Origin of the sequence: Streptomyces purpurascens (assembly GCF_045040895.1) — a bacterium.
Lineage (GTDB): Bacteria > Actinomycetota > Actinomycetes > Streptomycetales > Streptomycetaceae > Streptomyces > Streptomyces purpurascens.
Genome location: NZ_CP108341.1, coordinates 4,199,273 through 4,216,608 on the forward strand (window position 1 = coordinate 4,199,273; position 17,336 = coordinate 4,216,608).

Genomic DNA, 17,336 nt, shown 5'->3' on the forward strand with positions numbered 1-17,336 from the left:
CCGCGTGCCGGATAACCTTCGCCCATGAACACGTTGCAATCCGTAGTGCGACGCCGCCGCGCCGTCGCTGTCGCCGGTGTCGTATCCGCCGGACTGCTCGTCCTGTCGGCCTGTGACAAGCCGACGCCGATCGCCACGGTCACCGTGGGCAGCGACTCGGTGAACTCCGAGGCCACCTGTGGCGGCGAGGGCGACGCCCTGAAGCCCGCCGACCTCACGCAGTGCCTGAAGGACAAGGGCATCAAGACCATCTCGGTCGACCCGGACGAGACCGTGCGCTTCGGTGTCGACCCGGAGATCGCCGACAAGGGCTGGACGATCCTGATGAACGGTCAGCCGCTGACCGACGCCAGCACGAAGACGTACCGCACCATCCCGGGCAGCGTGTTCTTCAACGCCCAGTACGGCGCGCAGGGCGACTCGACGCTGGTCTCCATCAAGGAGGGCGAGAAGGACACGTCCGGCCTGTGGAACTTCAAGCTGGAGAAGGACGCGTAATCGCTGCCGCGGGGCTTGGCAGGGTGCTTGTCGCCACCGCCGTTCCTGTGGAGAGGGACGCGGTGGCGAAGGCCTTCGGCGGGTTTTCGCCGGGGTCCGATGACGAGTCGCTCGGCGCTACCGCCCACGGCTGGACCGATGTGATCGCTGTGGGCGTCGGGCCGGCTCTCGCCGCCGCCTCCACCGCCTCCGCTCTCACCGCCGCCGCCCTCCGGGGCACCCCCTACGACCTCGTCGTCTCCGCCGGGATCGGTGGCGGTTTCCAGCCGGAGGCGCCCGTGGGGGCGCTCGTCGTCGCCGATGAGATCGTCGCGGCCGATCTGGGGGCCGAGACGCCCGACGGGTTCGTGTCGGTCACGGAACTCGGGTTCGGGACCGTACGTCACCAGCCGCCCGAGGACCTTCTGCGGCGGGTCGCCGACGCCGCCGGGGCCCGTACGGGGGCCGTGCTCACCGTCTCCACCGTGACCGGGACGGCCGCCAGAGCCACCGCGCTCCGCGAGCGGCACCCCACCGCTCTCGCCGAGGCCATGGAGGGCTTCGGTGTCGCCGAGGCCGCCGGCGCGCACGGGGTGCCCGTGCTGGAGATCCGGGCGGTCTCCAATCCCGTCGGGCCGCGTGACCGCGCCGCCTGGCGCATCGGGGACGCCCTGGCCGCCTTGACCGAGGGTTTCGGGAAGCTCGTGCCCGTACTGGAGAGTTGGAACCGGCATGACCAGTGACCAGTTGCAGATCGCGTACTCCCCCTGCCCGAACGACACCTTCGTCTTCGACGCCCTGGCCCACGGCCGCGTCCCCGGCGCCCCCGACCTCGACGTGACCTTCGCCGACATCGACGTCACCAACGGCATGGCCGAGCGCGGCGAGTTCGACGTACTGAAGGTGTCGTACGCCGTGCTGCCGTACGTCCTCGACGAGTACGCGCTGCTGCCCTGCGGTGGTGCCCTGGGGCGGGGCTGCGGGCCGCTGGTGCTGACGCGGGAGGCGGACGTCGACCTCGCCGGGCGCACCGTCGCCGTGCCCAGCGAGAAGTCCACCGCCTATCTGCTGTTCCGGCTGTGGGCCGCGGACACCCTGGCCGACGGGGTCGGCGAGATCGTCGTCATGCCGTTCCACGAGATCATGCCGGCCGTGCGGGACGGGAAGGTCGACGCGGGGCTCGTGATCCACGAGGCGCGCTTCACGTACGGCGGCTACGGCCTGCACAAGCTCGCCGACATGGGCGAGCACTGGGAGCACACCACCGGGCTGCCGATCCCGCTGGGCGCGATCATCGCCAAGCGGTCGCTGGGCGAGCAGAAGCTGCGGCTGCTCGCCGACTCCATCCGGACGTCCGTGCGCGCCGCCTGGGACGACCCCGAGGTGTCCCGCCCGTACGTCATGGAGCACGCCCAGGAGATGGACCCGGCCGTCGCCGACCAGCACATCGGGCTGTACGTCAACGAGTTCACGGCCGCTCTCGGCGAGGACGGCTACGCGGCCGTACGCGGACTGCTGACCCGCGCGGCGGCCGAGGGACTCGTACCGCCCCTCGGCCCGAACGCGCTGCGATTCCCCTGAGAGGTCAGACGTCCAGCTGGTCGGCGACCGCGCGCAGCAGGCCGGCGATCTTCTTGCCGGAGGTCCGCTCGGGGTAGCGGCCCCGCTCCAGCATCGGGGTGATGTTCTCCAGCAGGGTCGTGAGGTCCTGGACGATCGAGGCGAGTTCGTCCGGCTTCTTGCGCGTCGCGGCGGCGACCGAGGGGGTCGGGTCCAGAATCGTCAGGGACAGTGCCTGGTCGCCGCGCTGCCCGGCGACCACCCCGAACTCCACTCGCTGTCCGGGCTTGAGCGTCTCGACTCCGGCGGGGAGGACCGAGGAATGGACGAAGACGTCACCGCCGTCGTCGCGGGAGAGAAAGCCGAAGCCCTTCTCGCTGTTGAACCACTTGACCTTGCCGGTAGGCACGTCTGTCCTCGTCCTCGTACTCGTCGGAAAACTGCTTCTGGAAACGGCTCTTGATAGCACTCGGGCGGGCCGCACGGACCCGCCGGTACCAAGGCTAATGCTCTTCAGGCAGGTGACAAGACGTCACCGGGTTGTTCCTTCGGGCTGGGAACTACCCTGGTCCGGTGCCTGACAAAACCCAAACGAATTCCGCCGCGCCCGGTGACCGTCTGGTCCGTGCCGGTGCCATCGTCTTCTTCATCGGTGCCGTGGCCACACTGGTCACGGTCGCCCCGCTGTTCCTCGGGACGACGCCCTTTCCGACGTACATGTTCGGATTGAGCATGCTCATGGCAGTCGGTTTCCTGATGGCCGGCGCGGGAGTACTGCGTTCCGTGGCGGCCGGCCGCCGTCAGGCGCGCGCGGGGCGGTAGTCCGAAAGCCACCCGGGGAATTCGGTCAGGTCGCCGAGGACGACGTCCGCGCCCGCCGCACGCAGTTCCTCCGGGGGGCAGGGGCCGGTGGCCACCGCGACGGACAGCGCGCCGGCCGTCCGGGCACCGCGCACGTCCCCGACGTGGTCGCCGACGTAGACGGCCGCGTCGTGCTCGCGCAGCGCCTCCGCCTTCTGTTCGGCCCACAGATTGCCGATCACCGCGTCCGGCTCCATGCCGAGGTGGGCGAGGTGCAGCTTGGCGTTGGGCTCGTACTTGGCGGTGACGACTATCGCGCGCCCGCCGGCCTCCCGTACGGCCGCGATGGCCTCACCGGCGCCGGTCATCGCCGGGGTCGCGGCGATGGCGATCGACGGGTACATCTCGCGGTACAGGTCGGCCATCTCCCCGACCTCCTCGGCCGGGAACCAGTTGATCAACTCCTCGGCCAGCGGCGGCCCGAGCCGCGTGACCGCCAGCTCGGCGTCGATGTACGTCCCCGTCCGCTCGGACAGCGCCTGGTAGCAGGCGCGGATGCCGGGGCGGGAGTCGATGAGGGTCATGTCCAGGTCGAAACCGACGGTGAGTGCCATATGGGCCATTGTGCCCAGGGCGTATGGCCGACAGGCGTCCCGGGGGTGCCCAGGATGTGGGCTACCTCTGCCGCTGGGAGCGCCACACCAGGAACAGCGCCGACGCCACCGCCGCGCCCCGGACCACCCAGGGCCAGGTCTCGGAGACCGCGTCGTTCATGTGGCCCTCGGCGATCGGAGTGCCCCACCGGCCGTTCATCCTGCCCCAGAGCCAGACCAGGCCCGATGTGACGGCGAGCCCGGGCAGGACCATGACCGCCCACTTCGTCTCCGCCTGGGTCAGGCGGCGCGAGGCGTACGCGATGAGCCAGCCGAGGAGGAGCACGAACCAGTTGCCGAGCACGGCGCCCGCGACGAGCAGACCAGCGGCGGCGAGGAGCAGCGGGTTGCTCCAGTTGCCGCCGGAGGGCAGACGGGGGAGGCGGCGGCGACGGGTGCCGGTCCCGGCCGCTTCCTCGACGGCCTCGGCGGCAGGCTCGGCCTCCTCGGCCGCCGGCTTCTCCTGCTGCGGCTTCCTCGGCTGCGGCGGCTTCAGCAGGTCCGGCAGTTCCACGCCGCCCACGAAGCCCGGCACCTCCTCGCCCACACCGAACGGGCTGCTGTCCACCCGCCACCAGTCGGGCTGGACGACGCTGTCCCCGAGCTCGTGCCCGGCGGCCAGGTGCGGCGGGGCCGGGCCCTCGGCGGGCGCCGGGTGCGACTCCTCGGCGGGCCGCGCCGGACGGGGCCGCGGTACGACGCGCCGCAGCACCCCCTTCGCCCGCTCCTCCGGCTCGGCGTCGCGCTGCACCGGGACGGAGGCGGGGGCGGTGCTCCGCGGCACTGCTCCGCCGCCGGTGCCTTCCGCTGCCGCCGCCACGATCTCGTCGGGGCTGCCCATGCGGGTCAGGATGCGGCGGACGGCGGCGGGCGTGTCGACGGTGGCTTTCGCGCGGCGCCGGTCGATCTCGTTGCGCAGGTCCGCGACCAGGCGCATCCGGGTGGCCGAGGACAACTGCCGCTGCTGGGCCACGTCGCCGACACGGCTCAGATACTCGTAAACGACCTGGTCGCTCTCAATCCCCACGAAGTCCCCTCCGGGGCGGGTGCGTTGGCTGACGCCGTCGCACGACGGTATCGCGAGGACCAGCGGGTCGGCCAAAAGACCGTCCGGCGAGCGAGGGTGAGCCGGCCCGCAGTCGGCCCGGCCGCCGGAGGCGACCCGCTACCGTGGACCGGATGAGCACCGAGGACAGGCCCCCGGCCCCCCGCTCCCTCGCGGAAGCGCTCCGCGCGCGGGGCGATGCCGCGCTGGGCGCGCTCCTGCGCAGCCGCCCGGACCTCATCACGCCCGTGCCGACCGACCTCACCCAGCTCGCGACCCGGGCCGGCACCCGTGCCTCGGTCGTGCGGGCCCTGGAGCGGCTGGACCGGTTCACGCTGCAGACGGCGGAGGCGCTGGCCGTGGCGGCTGAACCGGCGACGTACGACGAACTGCTCGGGCTGACCGCCGGGGACGACGCCGACCCGGCCGTCGTCGCCGCCCTGCCGCACGCCCTGGACATCCTGCGCGAGCAGGCCCTGGTCTGGGGCGGCGACGACCGGCTGCGGCTGGTCCGCACGGCACGTGAACTGCTGGCGCCCTCGCCGCAGCACCCCTCGCCGACCGGTCTCGGCCCGACGGTCCAGGAGGCCACCGCCGGGATGTCCCTGGGGCGGATCCAGGAGATCGTCACGACCGCCGGGCTGTCCTCGACCCATGACTCGGTCTCCGCGGTGACCGCCCTCACCGGCCTGTTCACGGACCGGACCCGGATGGCCGCGCTGCTCGCCGACGCCCCGGCCGACTCCCTGGACGTGCTGGAACGCCTGGTGTGGGGGCCGCCGTACGGGCAGGTCACCCCGGACCCGGCGGCTCGGCTGCGCTGGCTGCTGGACCGGGGGCTGCTGCTGCCGACGGCGCCGGGGACGGTCGTCCTGCCGCGCGAGGTCGCCCTGCATCTGCGGCGGGGGCTGGCGCACCGGACGCCCGAGCCCGTGCCGCCGGTGGTCGAGGCCGTCGCCGTGCGTCGTCCACAGGTTGTGGACAGTACGGCGGCCGGGCAGGCGTACACCGCGCTGGCGACCGTCGAGGAGCTGCTGAAGGACTGGGACGAGGGCGGGCCCGCGGTGCTGCGGGCCGGTGGGCTGAGCGTGCGGGACCTGAAGCGGACCGCCGTCGCCCTCGACGTGCCCGAGCCGGTCGCCGCGTTCTGGGTGGAACTGGCGTACGCGGCGGGCCTGATCGCCTCGGACGGGGAGGCCGACGAGCGGTACGCGGCGACCCCGGCCTACGACGAGTGGCTGGAGGCGCCCGCCGCCGAACGCTGGTCGCGGCTGGCCACGGCGTGGCTGGCGGCGACCCGGACGGCCGGTCTTGTGGGCGGGCGGGACGCCAAGGACCGTACGTTGTCGGCGCTCGGGCCGGGCCTGGACCGTTCGGCGGCGCCCGAGGTACGGCACCGGGTGCTGGCGCTGCTGGCCGGGCTGCCGGAGGGGGCCGCTCCGGACGCCGAGTCGGTGCTCGCCCGGCTGCGCTGGGAGCGTCCCTTGCGCGGCGCGCAGCGAGAGGACGATCCGCGCAGCCGCCTCGCCCGGTGGGCCCTGTCCGAGGCGGAGCTGCTGGGCGTCACCGGCCGGGGCGCGCTGTCGGCCCATGGCCGGGCCCTGCTGGGCGCGGCGGCGGCCGTACGCCACCCCGAAGCGGAGGGCTCCGGCCCGGGAGACAGCGGTCCGGGAGACAAACTCCCCGTCCACCACCACCGCCCCGTCCCGGTCGTCCCCCTCTCCCCCGCCGAACAGGCCGTCGCCTCCGCCGCCGCGGCCCGGCTCCTCACGCCCCAGCTGCCCGAGCCGCTGGACCACGTGCTGCTCCAGGCCGACCTGACCGCGGTGGCGCCCGGGCCCCTGCGGCGCCCGCTCGCCGACATGCTCGGGGTGCTGGCGGACGTCGAGTCCAAGGGCGGGGCCACCGTCTACCGGTTCACGCCCGGGTCGGTGCGCCGCGCGCTCGACGCCGGGCAGGCAGCCTCCGACCTGCACGCCTTCCTCACCGCGCACTCCCGTACGCCGGTGCCGCAGCCGCTCGCCTACCTGATCGACGACGTGGCCCGCAGACACGGCCATCTGCGGGTCGGCGCGGCCTCGGCGTATGTGCGCTGCGACGACGACGCCGTACTCAACGAGATCCTCGCCGACAAGCGGGCCGCGGGCCTGGGGCTGCGCCGGCTCGCCCCGACCGTGCTGGCCGCGCAGGCCGACCCCGCGGGGCTTCTCGAGGGCCTGCGGTCGATGGGGTTCGCGCCCGCGGCCGAGTCCGCCGAGGGCGATGTGCTGATCACCCGCGCCCTCGCCCACCGCACCCCGCCCCGTACGGCACCCGAGCCGGTGCCGGACGGCCCGCCGGTCCCCGACGACGTCCTCCTCACGGCGGCGCTGCGCGCCATCCGGGCCGGCGACCTCGCCTCCACCACCCCGCGCAAGCCCGGCACGGCTCCGGAGGTCAACGGCGAGCTGCCCCGCACCGGTTCCGCCGAGACCCTCGCCACCATGCAGGCCGCCGTCCTGACCGGCGAGGCCCTGTGGATCGGCTACGTCAACGCCGAGGGCACCGCCAGCCAGCGGGTCATCGCCCCCATCCGCGTCGAGGGCGGCTTCGTCACGGCGTACGACCACACGGCTGACGAGGTCCGTACGTATCCCCTGCACCGGATCACCGGGGTCGCGGAGCTCGCCGACGACGCGGGCTGACGGCCGGGCGTTGTCTCACCCGTTCGGGTGCACGCCGGCGTTCATGCACGCCACGCCGGGGATGTCCCACCCTTGGGCGACCTTGCCGGGCGTGCCGCATCACGCGCTGTGCCCGGGGGCAGCCACCGGGTGTTCCTGTGAGCACCGTCGAAAGGAAGTCCCAGCATGCGCGCTGTCCGTCGAGTCTCCGCCGTCCTGGCCACCGCCGCCCTGATGATGTTCGGTGGTCTCGCCACCCCGGCCGCGGCGGTCGGCATCGATGTCGCCGGCCTTGTCATCGAGACGCCGCAGATCTGATCCGCCTCCGCACACCTGTCGGGGCCGACCCCGCGTTCCGGGCCGGCCCGCGGTGCTGTGTCCCTCACCGCTCAGCCTGTGAAAGGCCCTGCCGCCATGCGTGAAAAGCTTCCCGCCGTCGTACTCTCCGCCGCCGCCCTCGTGGCCGTGCTCGCGCCCTCGGCCGCGGCTGCCCCGCCCGCGCTGCCGCTGCCGATCCCGGCGGCCCACGCTGAATCCCTGGTGGGCGAAGGCGTCTCCGTCGAGGGCCCGCTGGTCAACACCATCAGTCTGTCCACACTGCGGTAGCGCGGCGCGTCCGGTAACTGTCGCCCTCCAGCCGGACCGCCTCGGCGTGATGGGCGAGGCGGTCCACCATCGCGGGTGCGGAGGTACCGAACACCTCGTCCCAGCGGCCGAGCGGGCGGTCGCTGGTCACGATCAGCGAGCCACGCTCGTAGCGGTGCGCGACCAGCTGGAAGAACAGGCCCGCGGTGGCCGCGTCGAAGGGCGTGTAGCCGATCTCGTCGACGATCAGGAGGGGGTGTTCGTCGAGGGCGGCCAGCTCCGCGTCGAGCCGGCCGGCGGCCCGGGCGTCGGACAGCCGGGCGGCCCACTCGGCGGCGGTCGCGAACAGCACCCGGTGCCCGGCCTGGCAGGCCCGCACGCCCAGGGCGATGGCCAGGTGCGTCTTGCCGGTGCCGGTCGGGCCGACCAACAGCACGTTGCGCCGGGCCGCGACGAAGTCCGCCTTGCCGAGCCGGGCCACGGTCTCCCGGTCGAAGCCCCGGGGGTGCTGCTGGTCGAAGTCCTCCAGCAGCTTGCGGGCGGGGAAGCCGGCCGCGCGGATCCGGGCCTCGGCGTCGGCGTCCGGTTCCGACAGGGACACCGGCTCCGGCTGCCGGGGACGGGGCAGCGTGGCCGCCGGGGTCTCCTGGCCCGGCTGCGGGCGCGTGACCTGCGGGTGCCCGGCCGGCTCGCGGTCGGCGTGTCCGCGGTCGGCATGTCCGCGATCGCTCTGCGCGGCCATCGGGCCCGACATGTACGCGAGGATCGCCGCCGAGGCGATGAACGCCATGTGGATCACCGTGCCCCACATCAACGCGTGGTGGGAGGTGTGGTGGACGTCCACGAACATCTGGAGCAGATGCACCGAGGAGATGCCCACGATCGCGGTGGCGAGCTTGACCTTCAGTACATTGGAGTTGACGTGCGAGAGCCATTCCGGCTGGTCGCGGTGGCCCTGGAGGCCGATGCGCGAGACGAAGGTCTCGTAGCCGCCGACGATCACCATGATCAGCAGGTTGGCGATCATGACGACGTCGACGAGCTTGAGCACGGCGAGCATCACGTACGTCTCGGTGGCGTGCCCGCTCACGCACATGAGAATTAAGGTCCAGAGTTCCTTGAAGAACTTGTAGACGTAGACGCCCTGGGCGGCCACCAGCCCGAAGTACAGCGGGGCCTGGAGCCAGCGGGTGGCGAACAGGGCGTATCCGAGCGTGGTCGTCGGCGTATTCTGCACGGTTCGCCATTCTTCGGGGCCACCGCGGAAAAACTGAATTCACACCACACGTTGGGATGAAAAGGCATTCTGTAGGACCGGTGTCGTTCCAGCAGCGCAGATCACACCCTCGGGGGGCGTCGATCAGGCACACTGGACGTTTGGCCGCAGAAAGGTTGCCGCGCGTGAATGGTCCGCTGATCGTCCAGTCCGACAAGACCCTGCTCCTGGAAGTCGACCACGAGCGGGCCGACGACTGCCGTCGCGTCATCGCCCCCTTCGCGGAGCTGGAGCGGGCGCCGGAGCACATCCACACCTACCGGGTGACCCCGCTGGGCCTGTGGAACGCGCGCGCGGCGGGCCACGACGCCGAGCAGGTCGTGGACGCGCTGGTGGAGTACAGCCGCTATCCGGTGCCGCACGCGCTGCTCGTCGACATCGCCGAGACGATGGACCGCTACGGCCGGCTCACCCTGTCCAAGCACCCGGCGCACGGCCTGGTCCTGACGAGCACCGACCGGCCGGTGCTGGAGGAGATCCTGCGGTCGAAGCGGATCACGCCGCTGGTCGGCGCCCGGATCGACCCGGACACCGTCGCCGTGCACCCCTCCGAGCGCGGACAGATCAAGCAGACCCTGCTGAAGCTGGGCTGGCCGGCCGAGGACCTCGCCGGGTACGTCGACGGCGAGGCGCACCCGATCGAGCTGGCCGAGGACGGCTGGGCGCTCCGGCCGTACCAGAAGCAGGCGGTCGAGAACTTCTGGCACGGCGGCTCCGGCGTCGTCGTCCTGCCCTGCGGCGCCGGGAAGACGCTGGTCGGGGCCGGGTCGATGGCGCAGGCGAAGTCCACGACGCTGATCCTCGTCACGAACACCGTCTCCGCCCGGCAGTGGAAGCACGAGCTGGTGCGGCGGACCTCCCTCACCGAGGAGGAGATCGGCGAGTACAGCGGGACGCGGAAGGAGATCCGGCCCGTCACGATCGCCACGTACCAGGTGCTGACGACCAAGCGGAAGGGCGTCTATCCGCACCTGGAGCTGTTCGACTCGCGGGACTGGGGCCTGGTCGTCTACGACGAGGTCCACCTGCTGCCGGCGCCGGTCTTCAAGTTCACGGCGGATCTGCAGGCCCGTCGCCGTCTGGGACTGACGGCCACCCTGGTCCGCGAGGACGGCCGCGAGTCGGACGTGTTCTCGCTGATCGGGCCCAAGCGGTTCGACGCGCCGTGGAAGGAGATCGAGGCGCAGGGCTATATCGCGCCCGCCGACTGCGTCGAGGTCCGGGTCAATCTGACCGACTCCGAGCGGCTCGCGTACGCCACGGCCGAGACGGAGGAGAAGTACCGCTTCTGCGCCACGACCGCGACCAAGCGGAAGGTCACGGAGGCGATCGTCCGCCGCTTCGCCGGGCAGCAGATCCTCGTGATCGGCCAGTACATCGACCAGCTCGACGAGTTGGGTGAGCACCTGGGCGCGCCCGTGATCAAGGGCGAGACGTCGAACGCGCAGCGCGAGAAGCTCTTCGACGCCTTCCGCGAGGGCGAGATCAGCGTGCTGGTGGTCTCCAAGGTCGCGAACTTCTCGATCGACCTGCCGGAGGCGACGGTCGCGATCCAGGTGTCGGGCACCTTCGGCTCCCGTCAGGAGGAGGCCCAGCGCCTCGGCCGTGTGCTCCGCCCCAAGTCGGACGGCCACCAGGCCCACTTCTACTCCGTGGTCGCCCGGGACACCATCGACCAGGACTTCGCGGCCCACCGGCAGCGCTTCCTGGCGGAGCAGGGGTACGCGTACCGCATCGTCGACGCGGACGAGCTGCTGGCGGACAGCTGAGACCGGCGGGTCCGTCGGCTCACTTGCGGCGGACCACGCCGACCTCCTCGCCGTACTGGCCGAGGACGATCACGTCGAAGGCGGCGCCCGCGAAGACCTTGACGGCGCGCAGGGCGTCGCCGAGGCGGTGGCGGTGGCTGCCGGTCACGGCGGTGGCACCCGGCGGCCGGCCCGGTGCGGGGGCAGGGGAGAGGGTTGCTGCGCTCATGTCTCCATGGTGCGGTTTCACCCGTAAAGCCCGCGTCGGCCTGGGGACCGAACCCGCGCCCTCCGTCCGTACGCCTGCGGACCGACTCCTGCCCCTCAGGGAGGAGGGCCTCGTCCCCTAGGGGACGAGGAACAGGGACGGGAAAAACCGTTGGCGGTCGCCTCCCCGGCTCCTCTAAGATCTCCGCTCTTGCCCGCCTCCCCCATGGAGCGCCGCCGACCGGACGGAAACCGGCCGGTATCTCACCGCCATCTCTTCAGCAGGTCCTCCGGAGGCACCCCCTTGTCCACGCCCGTCGACGACCCGCTCTCCCGTGAGCGCTCCCACCTCGCCTCGTCCCGTTCTGCCCTGCGCGCCATGCGCGAGGACGTCGAGGCCCTCGACATCAGCGACGTCACCGCGAACTGGGTCAACGCGGAGGCGCTGCACCACCAGATCGAGAAGCGCATCAAGGCGCTGGCCGACCTCAGCGACACGCCGCTGTTCTTCGGGCGGCTCGACTATCTGCACACGCCCGGCGCCGAGCAGGCGGAGGGGGCGGAAGGGGAACGCTTCTACATCGGGCGGCGGCATGTGCACGACGCCGACGGCGACCCCATGGTGATCGACTGGCGCGCACCGGTCTCGCAGCCGTTCTACCGGGCCTCCAAGAAGGACCCGCTGGACATCGCGCTGCGCCGCCGCTTCGGCTACACGGGCGGCGACCTCACCGCGTACGAGGACGAGCACCTGTCGGACCCGACCGAGGCGGCGAAGACCAGCAGTCTCCTCCAGCAGGAGATCGAGCGTCCGCGTGTCGGCCCGATGCGGGACATCGTCGCGACGATCCAGCCCGAGCAGGACGAGATCGTACGGTCCGGACTCTCCGGCACGGTGTGCGTGCAGGGCGGCCCGGGCACCGGGAAGACCGCCGTCGGCCTGCACCGGGTCGCCTACCTCCTCTACGCCCACCGCGAGCGCCTCGCCCGCACCGGCACCCTGGTCATCGGGCCCAACCGGTCCTTCCTGCACTACATCGAGCAAGTCCTGCCCACGCTCGGCGAGTTGACCGTCCAGCAGGCCACCGTCGAGGACCTGGTGGCCCACGTCGAGATCAAGGGCACGGACGACGCGACGGCCGCGGTCGTCAAGGGCGACGCCCGCATGGCACAGGTGCTGCGCAGGGCCCTCTACGCGCACGTCACCCTGCCCACCGAACCGGTCATGGTCGTACGCGGCTCCCGCCGCTGGCGCGTCGCGCAGTACGAACTGGATGACATCGTCCGGGAGTTGCTCGACCGCGACATCCGCTACGGCGCCGCCCGCGAGGCCCTGCCGCAGCGCATCGCGCACGCCGTGCTGGTGCAGATGGAGCGCTCGGGCGAGGCGCCGGACGACCGGGTGCAGGACGCGGTGGCCCGCAACAGCGCGGTCAAGGCGGCCGTCAAGGTGATCTGGCCGGCCGTCGACCCGGCGAAACTGGTGCTGCGCCTGCTGTCGGACGCGGACTTCCTCGCCGAACACGCCGAGGGGATCCTCGGCGAGGAGGAGCAGAAGGCGGTCCTGTGGACGAGGCCGGCGCGCAGCGTCAAGTCCGCCAAGTGGGCGACCGCCGACGCCGTCCTCATCGACGAGGCCACCGACCTGATCCAGCGCACGCACTCCCTCGGGCATGTCGTCCTCGACGAGGCGCAGGACCTCTCCCCCATGCAGTACCGGGCGGTCGGCCGCCGCTGCACCACCGGCAGCGCGACCGTCCTCGGCGACCTGGCACAGGGCACCACGCCCTGGGCGACGCGCGGCTGGCAGGAGGCACTGACCCACCTGGGCAAGCAGGACGCGCTGGTGGAGGAGCTGACGGCCGGTTTCCGCGTGCCGACGGACGTCATCACCTACGCCTCCCGGCTGCTGCCGCACATCGCCCCGGGCCTCACCCCGGTCGTGTCGATCCGCGAGAACCCGGGCCACTTCGAGGTCCGGACGGCCCCCGCGACCACCGACGTGGTCGAGGCCTGCCGCGAGCTGCTGCGCCACGAGGGCTCGACGGGCCTGATCGCGGCGGACGCCCGGGTCCCGGAGCTGGCACGGGCCCTGGCGGAGGCCGGGATCCCGTACCTCGGCCCGGGCGAGGAGACCACGCAGGAGACCCGCCTGACCCTGGTCCCGGCGTCACTCGCCAAGGGTCTGGAGTACGACTACGTGGTCCTGGACGAGCCGCAGGCGGTGGTCGACGGCGAACCCGACGAACGCACCGGCCTGCGCCGCCTGTACGTGGCGCTGACGCGAGCGGTGTCGGGTCTGATCGTCACGCATGCGGCCGCGCTGCCGCCGCAGCTGGCATCTCCCTGACCGCTCAGGTCGCGACGTAGCCCCCGTCGGCGGCGAGCACCGCGCCGGTGATGTAGCTGGCCTTGTCGGAGGCCAGGAACGCCACGGCCTCGGCGATCTCCTCGGGCTCGCCGGCGCGGGTGAGCGGTGTGTTCTGGCTGAACTCGTCGAACATCTCGCCCACCGTGCCGACGGCCATGTCGGTGCGGATCGGGCCGGGCGCCACGGAGTTGACGCGAACGCCCGCCGCGCCGAACTCGACGGCCCACGACCGGGTCAGCGCGTCCATAGCGGCCTTGGAGGCGTTGTAGACGGAGCCGACCGGGGTGCCGATCTGCGCGGCGACCGACGAGACGTTGACGATCGCACCCTTCTTCCTGGCCACCATGGCCGGCACGAGCGCGGCCGTCAGGAAGTAGGTGGCACGGACGTTGATGTCGAACACCTGCTCGTAGCTGTCGAGCGGCTGCTCGGGGGTCGTCGAGAACGGGAAGACGCCTGCGTTGTTCACGAGCACGTCCACCTCGCCGACCTCCTCGGCGAGCTTGCGTACGTCGTCGATGTTCGCGACGTCCGCGACGACGAAGTGGCCCGTCCCGCCCGCCTGCTCGATCAGCTCGACGGTCTCCTTGCCGAGCTCGGCCCTGCGCCCGGTCACGTAGACGGTGGCACCCGCCTCCGCGAGCTTGACCGCGATCGCGCGGCCGATGCCCGACGTGGCGCCGGTGACGAGTGCCTTCTTGCCCTGAAGTTCCTTGGTTGTCATGTCTGCCAACTTGGCCGCGCCAGATCGTCAGAGCATAATTTCGGCATATACGGCCTGGTCAGGTCGCGAGGAGGCCGCCGCCCGCAGCCCGAAGCAGAGGCGCACGAACCGCGGCAGCCGGTAGCGGCCGAGTACGAGCGGCTCGATCAGGTGCACGCCCGCGAGCGACTCCAGCACCAGCTCGATCTCGCCGGCGTCGACCCCGGACATCTCCGCCGCCTGGTGACTGTCGATCACCTCGGCGTCCTGGCGCGCGAAGCACATGAGCATGCGCCGTTCCGGATCGCTCAGCTGCTTCTCGGCCGCGATCAACGGGGCCATCATCGCGGCGCAGTCGGACGGGATCACGTCGGTGAGCCTGCTGTCCCGCTCCATCTGCAGCAAGACCATCTCGATCGTCCAGTGAGGACGCGAGCTGAGCTTGCCACCGATCACCCTGATCGGGTGCGGCAGTCGCGAAAGGCGTTCCAGCAGCGCCTCGGCCTGCTCGGGTTCCGCGTCCGCGCGTACCGGGCCGAGGGCCTTGCGCAAGAACTCCCGCGCCTCCGGCTCGGTCAGCCCGGCGATCTTCAGCCAGGTCACCCCCGGCAGCTCGTGCAACCGGCGGACACTCGTGAGAATCATCGCCGAGCCGGGCGTGGCGAGATCGCGCACGGTCGCCGCGTCCTGCACGTCGTCGACCACGACCAGGAACCGCTTGCCGCGCGCCTTCTCCCGCCACAGCGCGGCTTTGTCGCCGACGGGGTTCTCCACGCCGACCGCGCGCAACAGCTCGTTGGCGACGTCCCTGCCCCTGACGAAGATCTGCCCGTCCGGGAAGCGTCCTTTGACGAGGTGGCCGATCCGGGTGGCCAGCGCGGTCTTGCCGCTGCCCCGCATACCGGTGATGCCCACGGTGCCCGGCAGCGTCCGGAGCGCCTGCGCGATCTCCTCGGCGCGGCCGGTGAAGTCGATCAGATCCGGCACCAGCTGCTCCGGCCTGCGCGGCAGGGTGAGGTCGCCGTTGAGGATCTGCGCGTGGACCTTGCGCAGCTCCGGACCTGGTTCGAGGCCGAGCTCCTCGACGAGGAGTGCGCGCACCTGGTGGAAGTGGTCGAGTGCTTCGCCCTGCCTGCCCTCCAGGTAGAGCGCGCGCATCAGGAGGGCGCGCGGTCGTTCCCTGAGCGGGAAGGCGGCGACGTGCTTCTGCAGCTCCAGCACGTCGAGCTCGCGTTCGAGGCAGTCCTCCCGGGCCTTGAGCCGGTAGTCGCCGAGCCGCACCCGTTGCGCATCGAAGTAGGCGCTCCGGAGGCCCTCCAAGGGCTCGCCGCGGCAGTCGTCGACGATCTCCGCGCGGACCGTGTACCCGCCGTCCTGGGACTTCAGGTTCAGCTCCGGAAGCGTCTTGCGGATCTTGTACACGTATGTCCGCAGTGCCATCACCGCGCTCGGCGTCGGGTCGTCCCAGACCATGCCGATCAACTGGTCGTTGCTCAGCCGGATGCCGTTGTTCAGCAGCAATGCCGCCAGCACCGCCCGCTGCTGGCGCGGCCCCAGTTCGATCTCCTCTTCGTCGCGCCAGGCTCGTACCGGACCCATCAGTGAGAAGCGCAGGCTCATGCAACAGCACAACGCACGGGCACATGCCCTGCTTCCCCGTATCTCCCGAAGGCCCGGCAGGCACGGCCGGTTGACCGAACTCGGTGAACGGGTCCGACGTCCGGGGTCACGCGGGGGCGGCGTCCAGGGCGGTCCGCCACCGCGCGACGGCCTCCGCCGACACCGGCGCCTCCCAGCCCTCCGGCCGGGCCGCCCCGCCGATGTGGAAGCCGTCGACCCCGGCCGCCAGCAGCGTCGGCACGTGGTCGAGCCGCAGCCCGCCCCCCACCAGCAGGTGCTGCTCGTACCCCGGCTCTCCTCGGCGGGCCGCCTCCGCGAGCAGGACGGAAAGCCCGTCGTCGACCCCGTCGGCCGATCCGGCGGTGAGGTATGTGTCGAGCCCGGGCATCCCGTCCAGCTGCTTGCGCAGGGCGTCCCGGTCGGCGGCGCGGTCGATCGCCCGGTGGAAGGTCCAGGGGCAGCCGTCCAGCGCCGCGACGACTCGCTCCACCGCCGCCAGGTCCACGCCGCCGTCCGCGTCGAGGAACCCGAGCACGAACTCCTCGGCCCCGGCCTCCCGCAGCTCGCCCGCCACCCGGACCAGCCGGTCGGCGTCCCCCGCCGCGAAGCCGTCCGTGAGCCGGAGCATCACCCGCAGCGAGATGTCGACGGCCCGGCGGATCCCGGCGACGGTCCCGGCCGACGGGGTGAGCCCGTCGGCCGCCATGTCGGTGACCAGCTCGAGGCGGTCCGCGCCTCCCGCCTGGGCGGCGACCGCGTCCTCGACCCCGAGGGCGATCACCTCCAGGACTGCACGCTTGCTCATGGGGCCCCATTCATCGGCGTCGAGGGCGGCCGCAACCCACCCACAGGTCTAGTCCAATCCAGACTACTTCCCGTGGGCCGGCCCCTTCACCCCTCCCCTCGGGTCTTCTCTCGGGGTCTTCTCCCGGTCATCCGAAGATGTTCAGCTCCTTCGCCTCCACCCCGGCCAGCTCGTACGCGCCCCCGTCGACCGGGCGCCCCGCGTACAGCCGTACGAGGGTCGGCCCGTCCCCGATGAAACGACCCGGGGGACGCTCCCCGCCGCTCTCGCCCAGCCGCAGCGGCTCGTCCAGGTCGTCGAGGTCGGCGTGCAGCGGCACGTGGCCCCGCTCCCGGGTGATCCGGGCGAGCAGCGCGAGCGCGTCCGGCAGCCCCGCCCCGCCGTACGCCCCCGGCTCCCCGAGGGCCTCACGCACGTCCCCGGCGTGCACCCACTCCCCGAGCGCGAGGCCGTCCAGCTTCCCGTCCGCCCCGGCGATCACGGACCCGGCCTCGCCCAGCCCGCGCTCCAGCTCGTCAACGACCCGGCCGTTGCTCCAGCCCTCCCGTTCGGCGATGTCCTGGTCGTTCGACTCGGGCGAGAACACGCCCGCCTCGAACCTGCCCTCCGCCACCCGCGTCAGGGCGGACGAGCAGTGCGCCAGCACGTGTCGCACCGTCCAGCCCGGACACGCGGCCACGGGCCGTGCGAAGTCCTCCTCGGCCCTGCCCCGCAGCAGCGGGATCAGCGCGTCACGCTCGATCGTGAGCAGCCTCCCGGGCTGCTCGGGGTCCCGTACGTCGTGCACATCAGCAGGAGTCGTCATGGAACCCACGCTAGGTC

18 protein-coding genes are annotated in these 17,336 nt (G+C 72.1%); 9 read left to right on the top strand and 9 right to left on the bottom strand.

Features of this window, described 5'->3' with window-relative positions; translation table 11 throughout:
- Positions 1 to 24: 24 nt before the first annotated feature.
- The 3 genes from OHU35_RS18995 to OHU35_RS19005 are packed head-to-tail and all read left to right on the top strand — an operon-like array spanning position 25 to position 2,058.
- Positions 25 to 498, top strand: coding sequence for a DUF2771 domain-containing protein (locus OHU35_RS18995; protein WP_229873357.1), 474 nt, complete (start codon positions 25 to 27; stop codon positions 496 to 498).
- Complete coding sequence (locus tag OHU35_RS19000; protein WP_359893383.1) at positions 468 to 1,220, top strand: futalosine hydrolase; 753 nt, start codon at positions 468 to 470, stop codon at positions 1,218 to 1,220. The genes OHU35_RS18995 and OHU35_RS19000 overlap by 31 nt, the downstream gene beginning before the upstream one ends.
- Positions 1,210 to 2,058, top strand: a complete 849-nt coding sequence (locus OHU35_RS19005; protein ID WP_189729235.1) for a 1,4-dihydroxy-6-naphthoate synthase — start codon at positions 1,210 to 1,212, stop codon at positions 2,056 to 2,058. The genes OHU35_RS19000 and OHU35_RS19005 overlap by 11 nt, the downstream gene beginning before the upstream one ends.
- 4 nt (positions 2,059 to 2,062) lie before the next feature.
- On the opposite strand, the gene OHU35_RS19010 is transcribed toward OHU35_RS19005, so the two are convergent.
- A complete protein-coding gene (locus OHU35_RS19010) occupies positions 2,063 to 2,446 on the bottom strand; it encodes a cold-shock protein (RefSeq protein ID WP_189729237.1) in 384 nt (127 codons plus the stop codon).
- A 164-nt stretch (positions 2,447 to 2,610) separates the two neighbouring features.
- Here OHU35_RS19010 and OHU35_RS19015 point away from each other — a divergent pair, with 164 nt between their 5' ends.
- Complete coding sequence (locus OHU35_RS19015; protein WP_184599437.1) at positions 2,611 to 2,859, top strand: hypothetical protein; 249 nt, start codon at positions 2,611 to 2,613, stop codon at positions 2,857 to 2,859.
- On the opposite strand, the gene OHU35_RS19020 is transcribed toward OHU35_RS19015, so the two are convergent.
- Together OHU35_RS19020 and OHU35_RS19025 are read right to left on the bottom strand one after the other, a co-directional pair.
- Positions 2,838 to 3,461: an HAD family hydrolase gene (locus OHU35_RS19020; protein ID WP_189729239.1), complete on the bottom strand. Its 624-nt coding sequence runs from the start codon at positions 3,459 to 3,461 to the stop codon at positions 2,838 to 2,840. The genes OHU35_RS19015 and OHU35_RS19020 overlap by 22 nt on opposite strands.
- A gap of 52 nt (positions 3,462 to 3,513) precedes the next feature.
- The gene (locus OHU35_RS19025) at positions 3,514 to 4,518 is read right to left on the bottom strand and encodes a hypothetical protein (protein ID WP_405506105.1); all 1,005 of its coding nucleotides are present in this window, start codon (positions 4,516 to 4,518) and stop codon (positions 3,514 to 3,516) included.
- 152 nt (positions 4,519 to 4,670) lie between these two features.
- On the opposite strand from OHU35_RS19025, the gene OHU35_RS19030 reads away from it, so the two are divergent.
- From OHU35_RS19030 to OHU35_RS19040, 3 genes are all read left to right on the top strand, one after another.
- Entirely contained in the window at positions 4,671 to 7,220 is a 2,550-nt protein-coding gene (locus tag OHU35_RS19030; protein WP_405506107.1) for a helicase-associated domain-containing protein, read from the top strand.
- 165 nt (positions 7,221 to 7,385) lie between these two features.
- A complete protein-coding gene (locus tag OHU35_RS19035) occupies positions 7,386 to 7,517 on the top strand; it encodes a hypothetical protein (protein ID WP_267944178.1) in 132 nt (43 codons plus the stop codon).
- Between the two features lie 96 nt (positions 7,518 to 7,613).
- Positions 7,614 to 7,805 (top strand): hypothetical protein, encoded by a 192-nt coding sequence (locus tag OHU35_RS19040; RefSeq protein ID WP_189729245.1) that lies wholly within the window; start codon positions 7,614 to 7,616, stop codon positions 7,803 to 7,805.
- Here OHU35_RS19040 and istB read toward each other — a convergent pair.
- Complete coding sequence (gene istB / locus OHU35_RS19045) at positions 7,783 to 9,021, bottom strand: IS21-like element helper ATPase IstB (RefSeq protein WP_405506110.1); 1,239 nt, start codon at positions 9,019 to 9,021, stop codon at positions 7,783 to 7,785. The genes OHU35_RS19040 and istB overlap by 23 nt on opposite strands.
- Before the next feature lie 164 nt (positions 9,022 to 9,185).
- On the opposite strand from istB, the gene OHU35_RS19050 reads away from it, so the two are divergent.
- A complete protein-coding gene (locus OHU35_RS19050; RefSeq protein ID WP_189729249.1) occupies positions 9,186 to 10,829 on the top strand; it encodes a DNA repair helicase XPB in 1,644 nt (547 codons plus the stop codon).
- Between the two features lie 19 nt (positions 10,830 to 10,848).
- Here OHU35_RS19050 and OHU35_RS19055 read toward each other — a convergent pair whose 3' ends face one another.
- On the bottom strand, positions 10,849 to 11,037 hold the full coding sequence (locus OHU35_RS19055; RefSeq protein WP_184599430.1) for a hypothetical protein: 189 nt from the start codon (positions 11,035 to 11,037) through the stop codon (positions 10,849 to 10,851).
- 282 nt (positions 11,038 to 11,319) lie between these two features.
- Between OHU35_RS19055 and OHU35_RS19060 the strand changes: the two genes are divergently transcribed.
- On the top strand, positions 11,320 to 13,365 hold the full coding sequence (locus OHU35_RS19060; RefSeq protein ID WP_405506112.1) for a HelD family protein: 2,046 nt from the start codon (positions 11,320 to 11,322) through the stop codon (positions 13,363 to 13,365).
- A 4-nt stretch (positions 13,366 to 13,369) separates the two neighbouring features.
- Here the strand turns inward: OHU35_RS19060 and OHU35_RS19065 are convergent, their stop codons facing one another.
- The 4 genes from OHU35_RS19065 to OHU35_RS19080 all read right to left on the bottom strand — a co-directional run bounded on the left by OHU35_RS19065 (position 13,370) and on the right by OHU35_RS19080 (position 17,319).
- Positions 13,370 to 14,110 carry an SDR family NAD(P)-dependent oxidoreductase gene (locus OHU35_RS19065; RefSeq protein WP_189729254.1) on the bottom strand — a complete coding sequence of 247 codons (741 nt, stop codon included), beginning with the start codon at positions 14,108 to 14,110 and terminating at the stop codon, positions 13,370 to 13,372.
- 27 nt (positions 14,111 to 14,137) lie between these two features.
- A complete protein-coding gene (locus OHU35_RS19070) occupies positions 14,138 to 15,688 on the bottom strand; it encodes a BTAD domain-containing putative transcriptional regulator (protein WP_405506113.1) in 1,551 nt (516 codons plus the stop codon).
- A 127-nt stretch (positions 15,689 to 15,815) separates the two neighbouring features.
- Positions 15,816 to 16,514 carry a copper homeostasis protein CutC gene (locus OHU35_RS19075; RefSeq protein WP_405506115.1) on the bottom strand — a complete coding sequence of 233 codons (699 nt, stop codon included), beginning with the start codon at positions 16,512 to 16,514 and terminating at the stop codon, positions 15,816 to 15,818.
- 127 nt (positions 16,515 to 16,641) lie between these two features.
- The gene (locus OHU35_RS19080; protein ID WP_189729258.1) at positions 16,642 to 17,319 is read right to left on the bottom strand and encodes a maleylpyruvate isomerase family mycothiol-dependent enzyme; all 678 of its coding nucleotides are present in this window, start codon (positions 17,317 to 17,319) and stop codon (positions 16,642 to 16,644) included.
- Positions 17,320 to 17,336 lie beyond the last annotated feature (17 nt).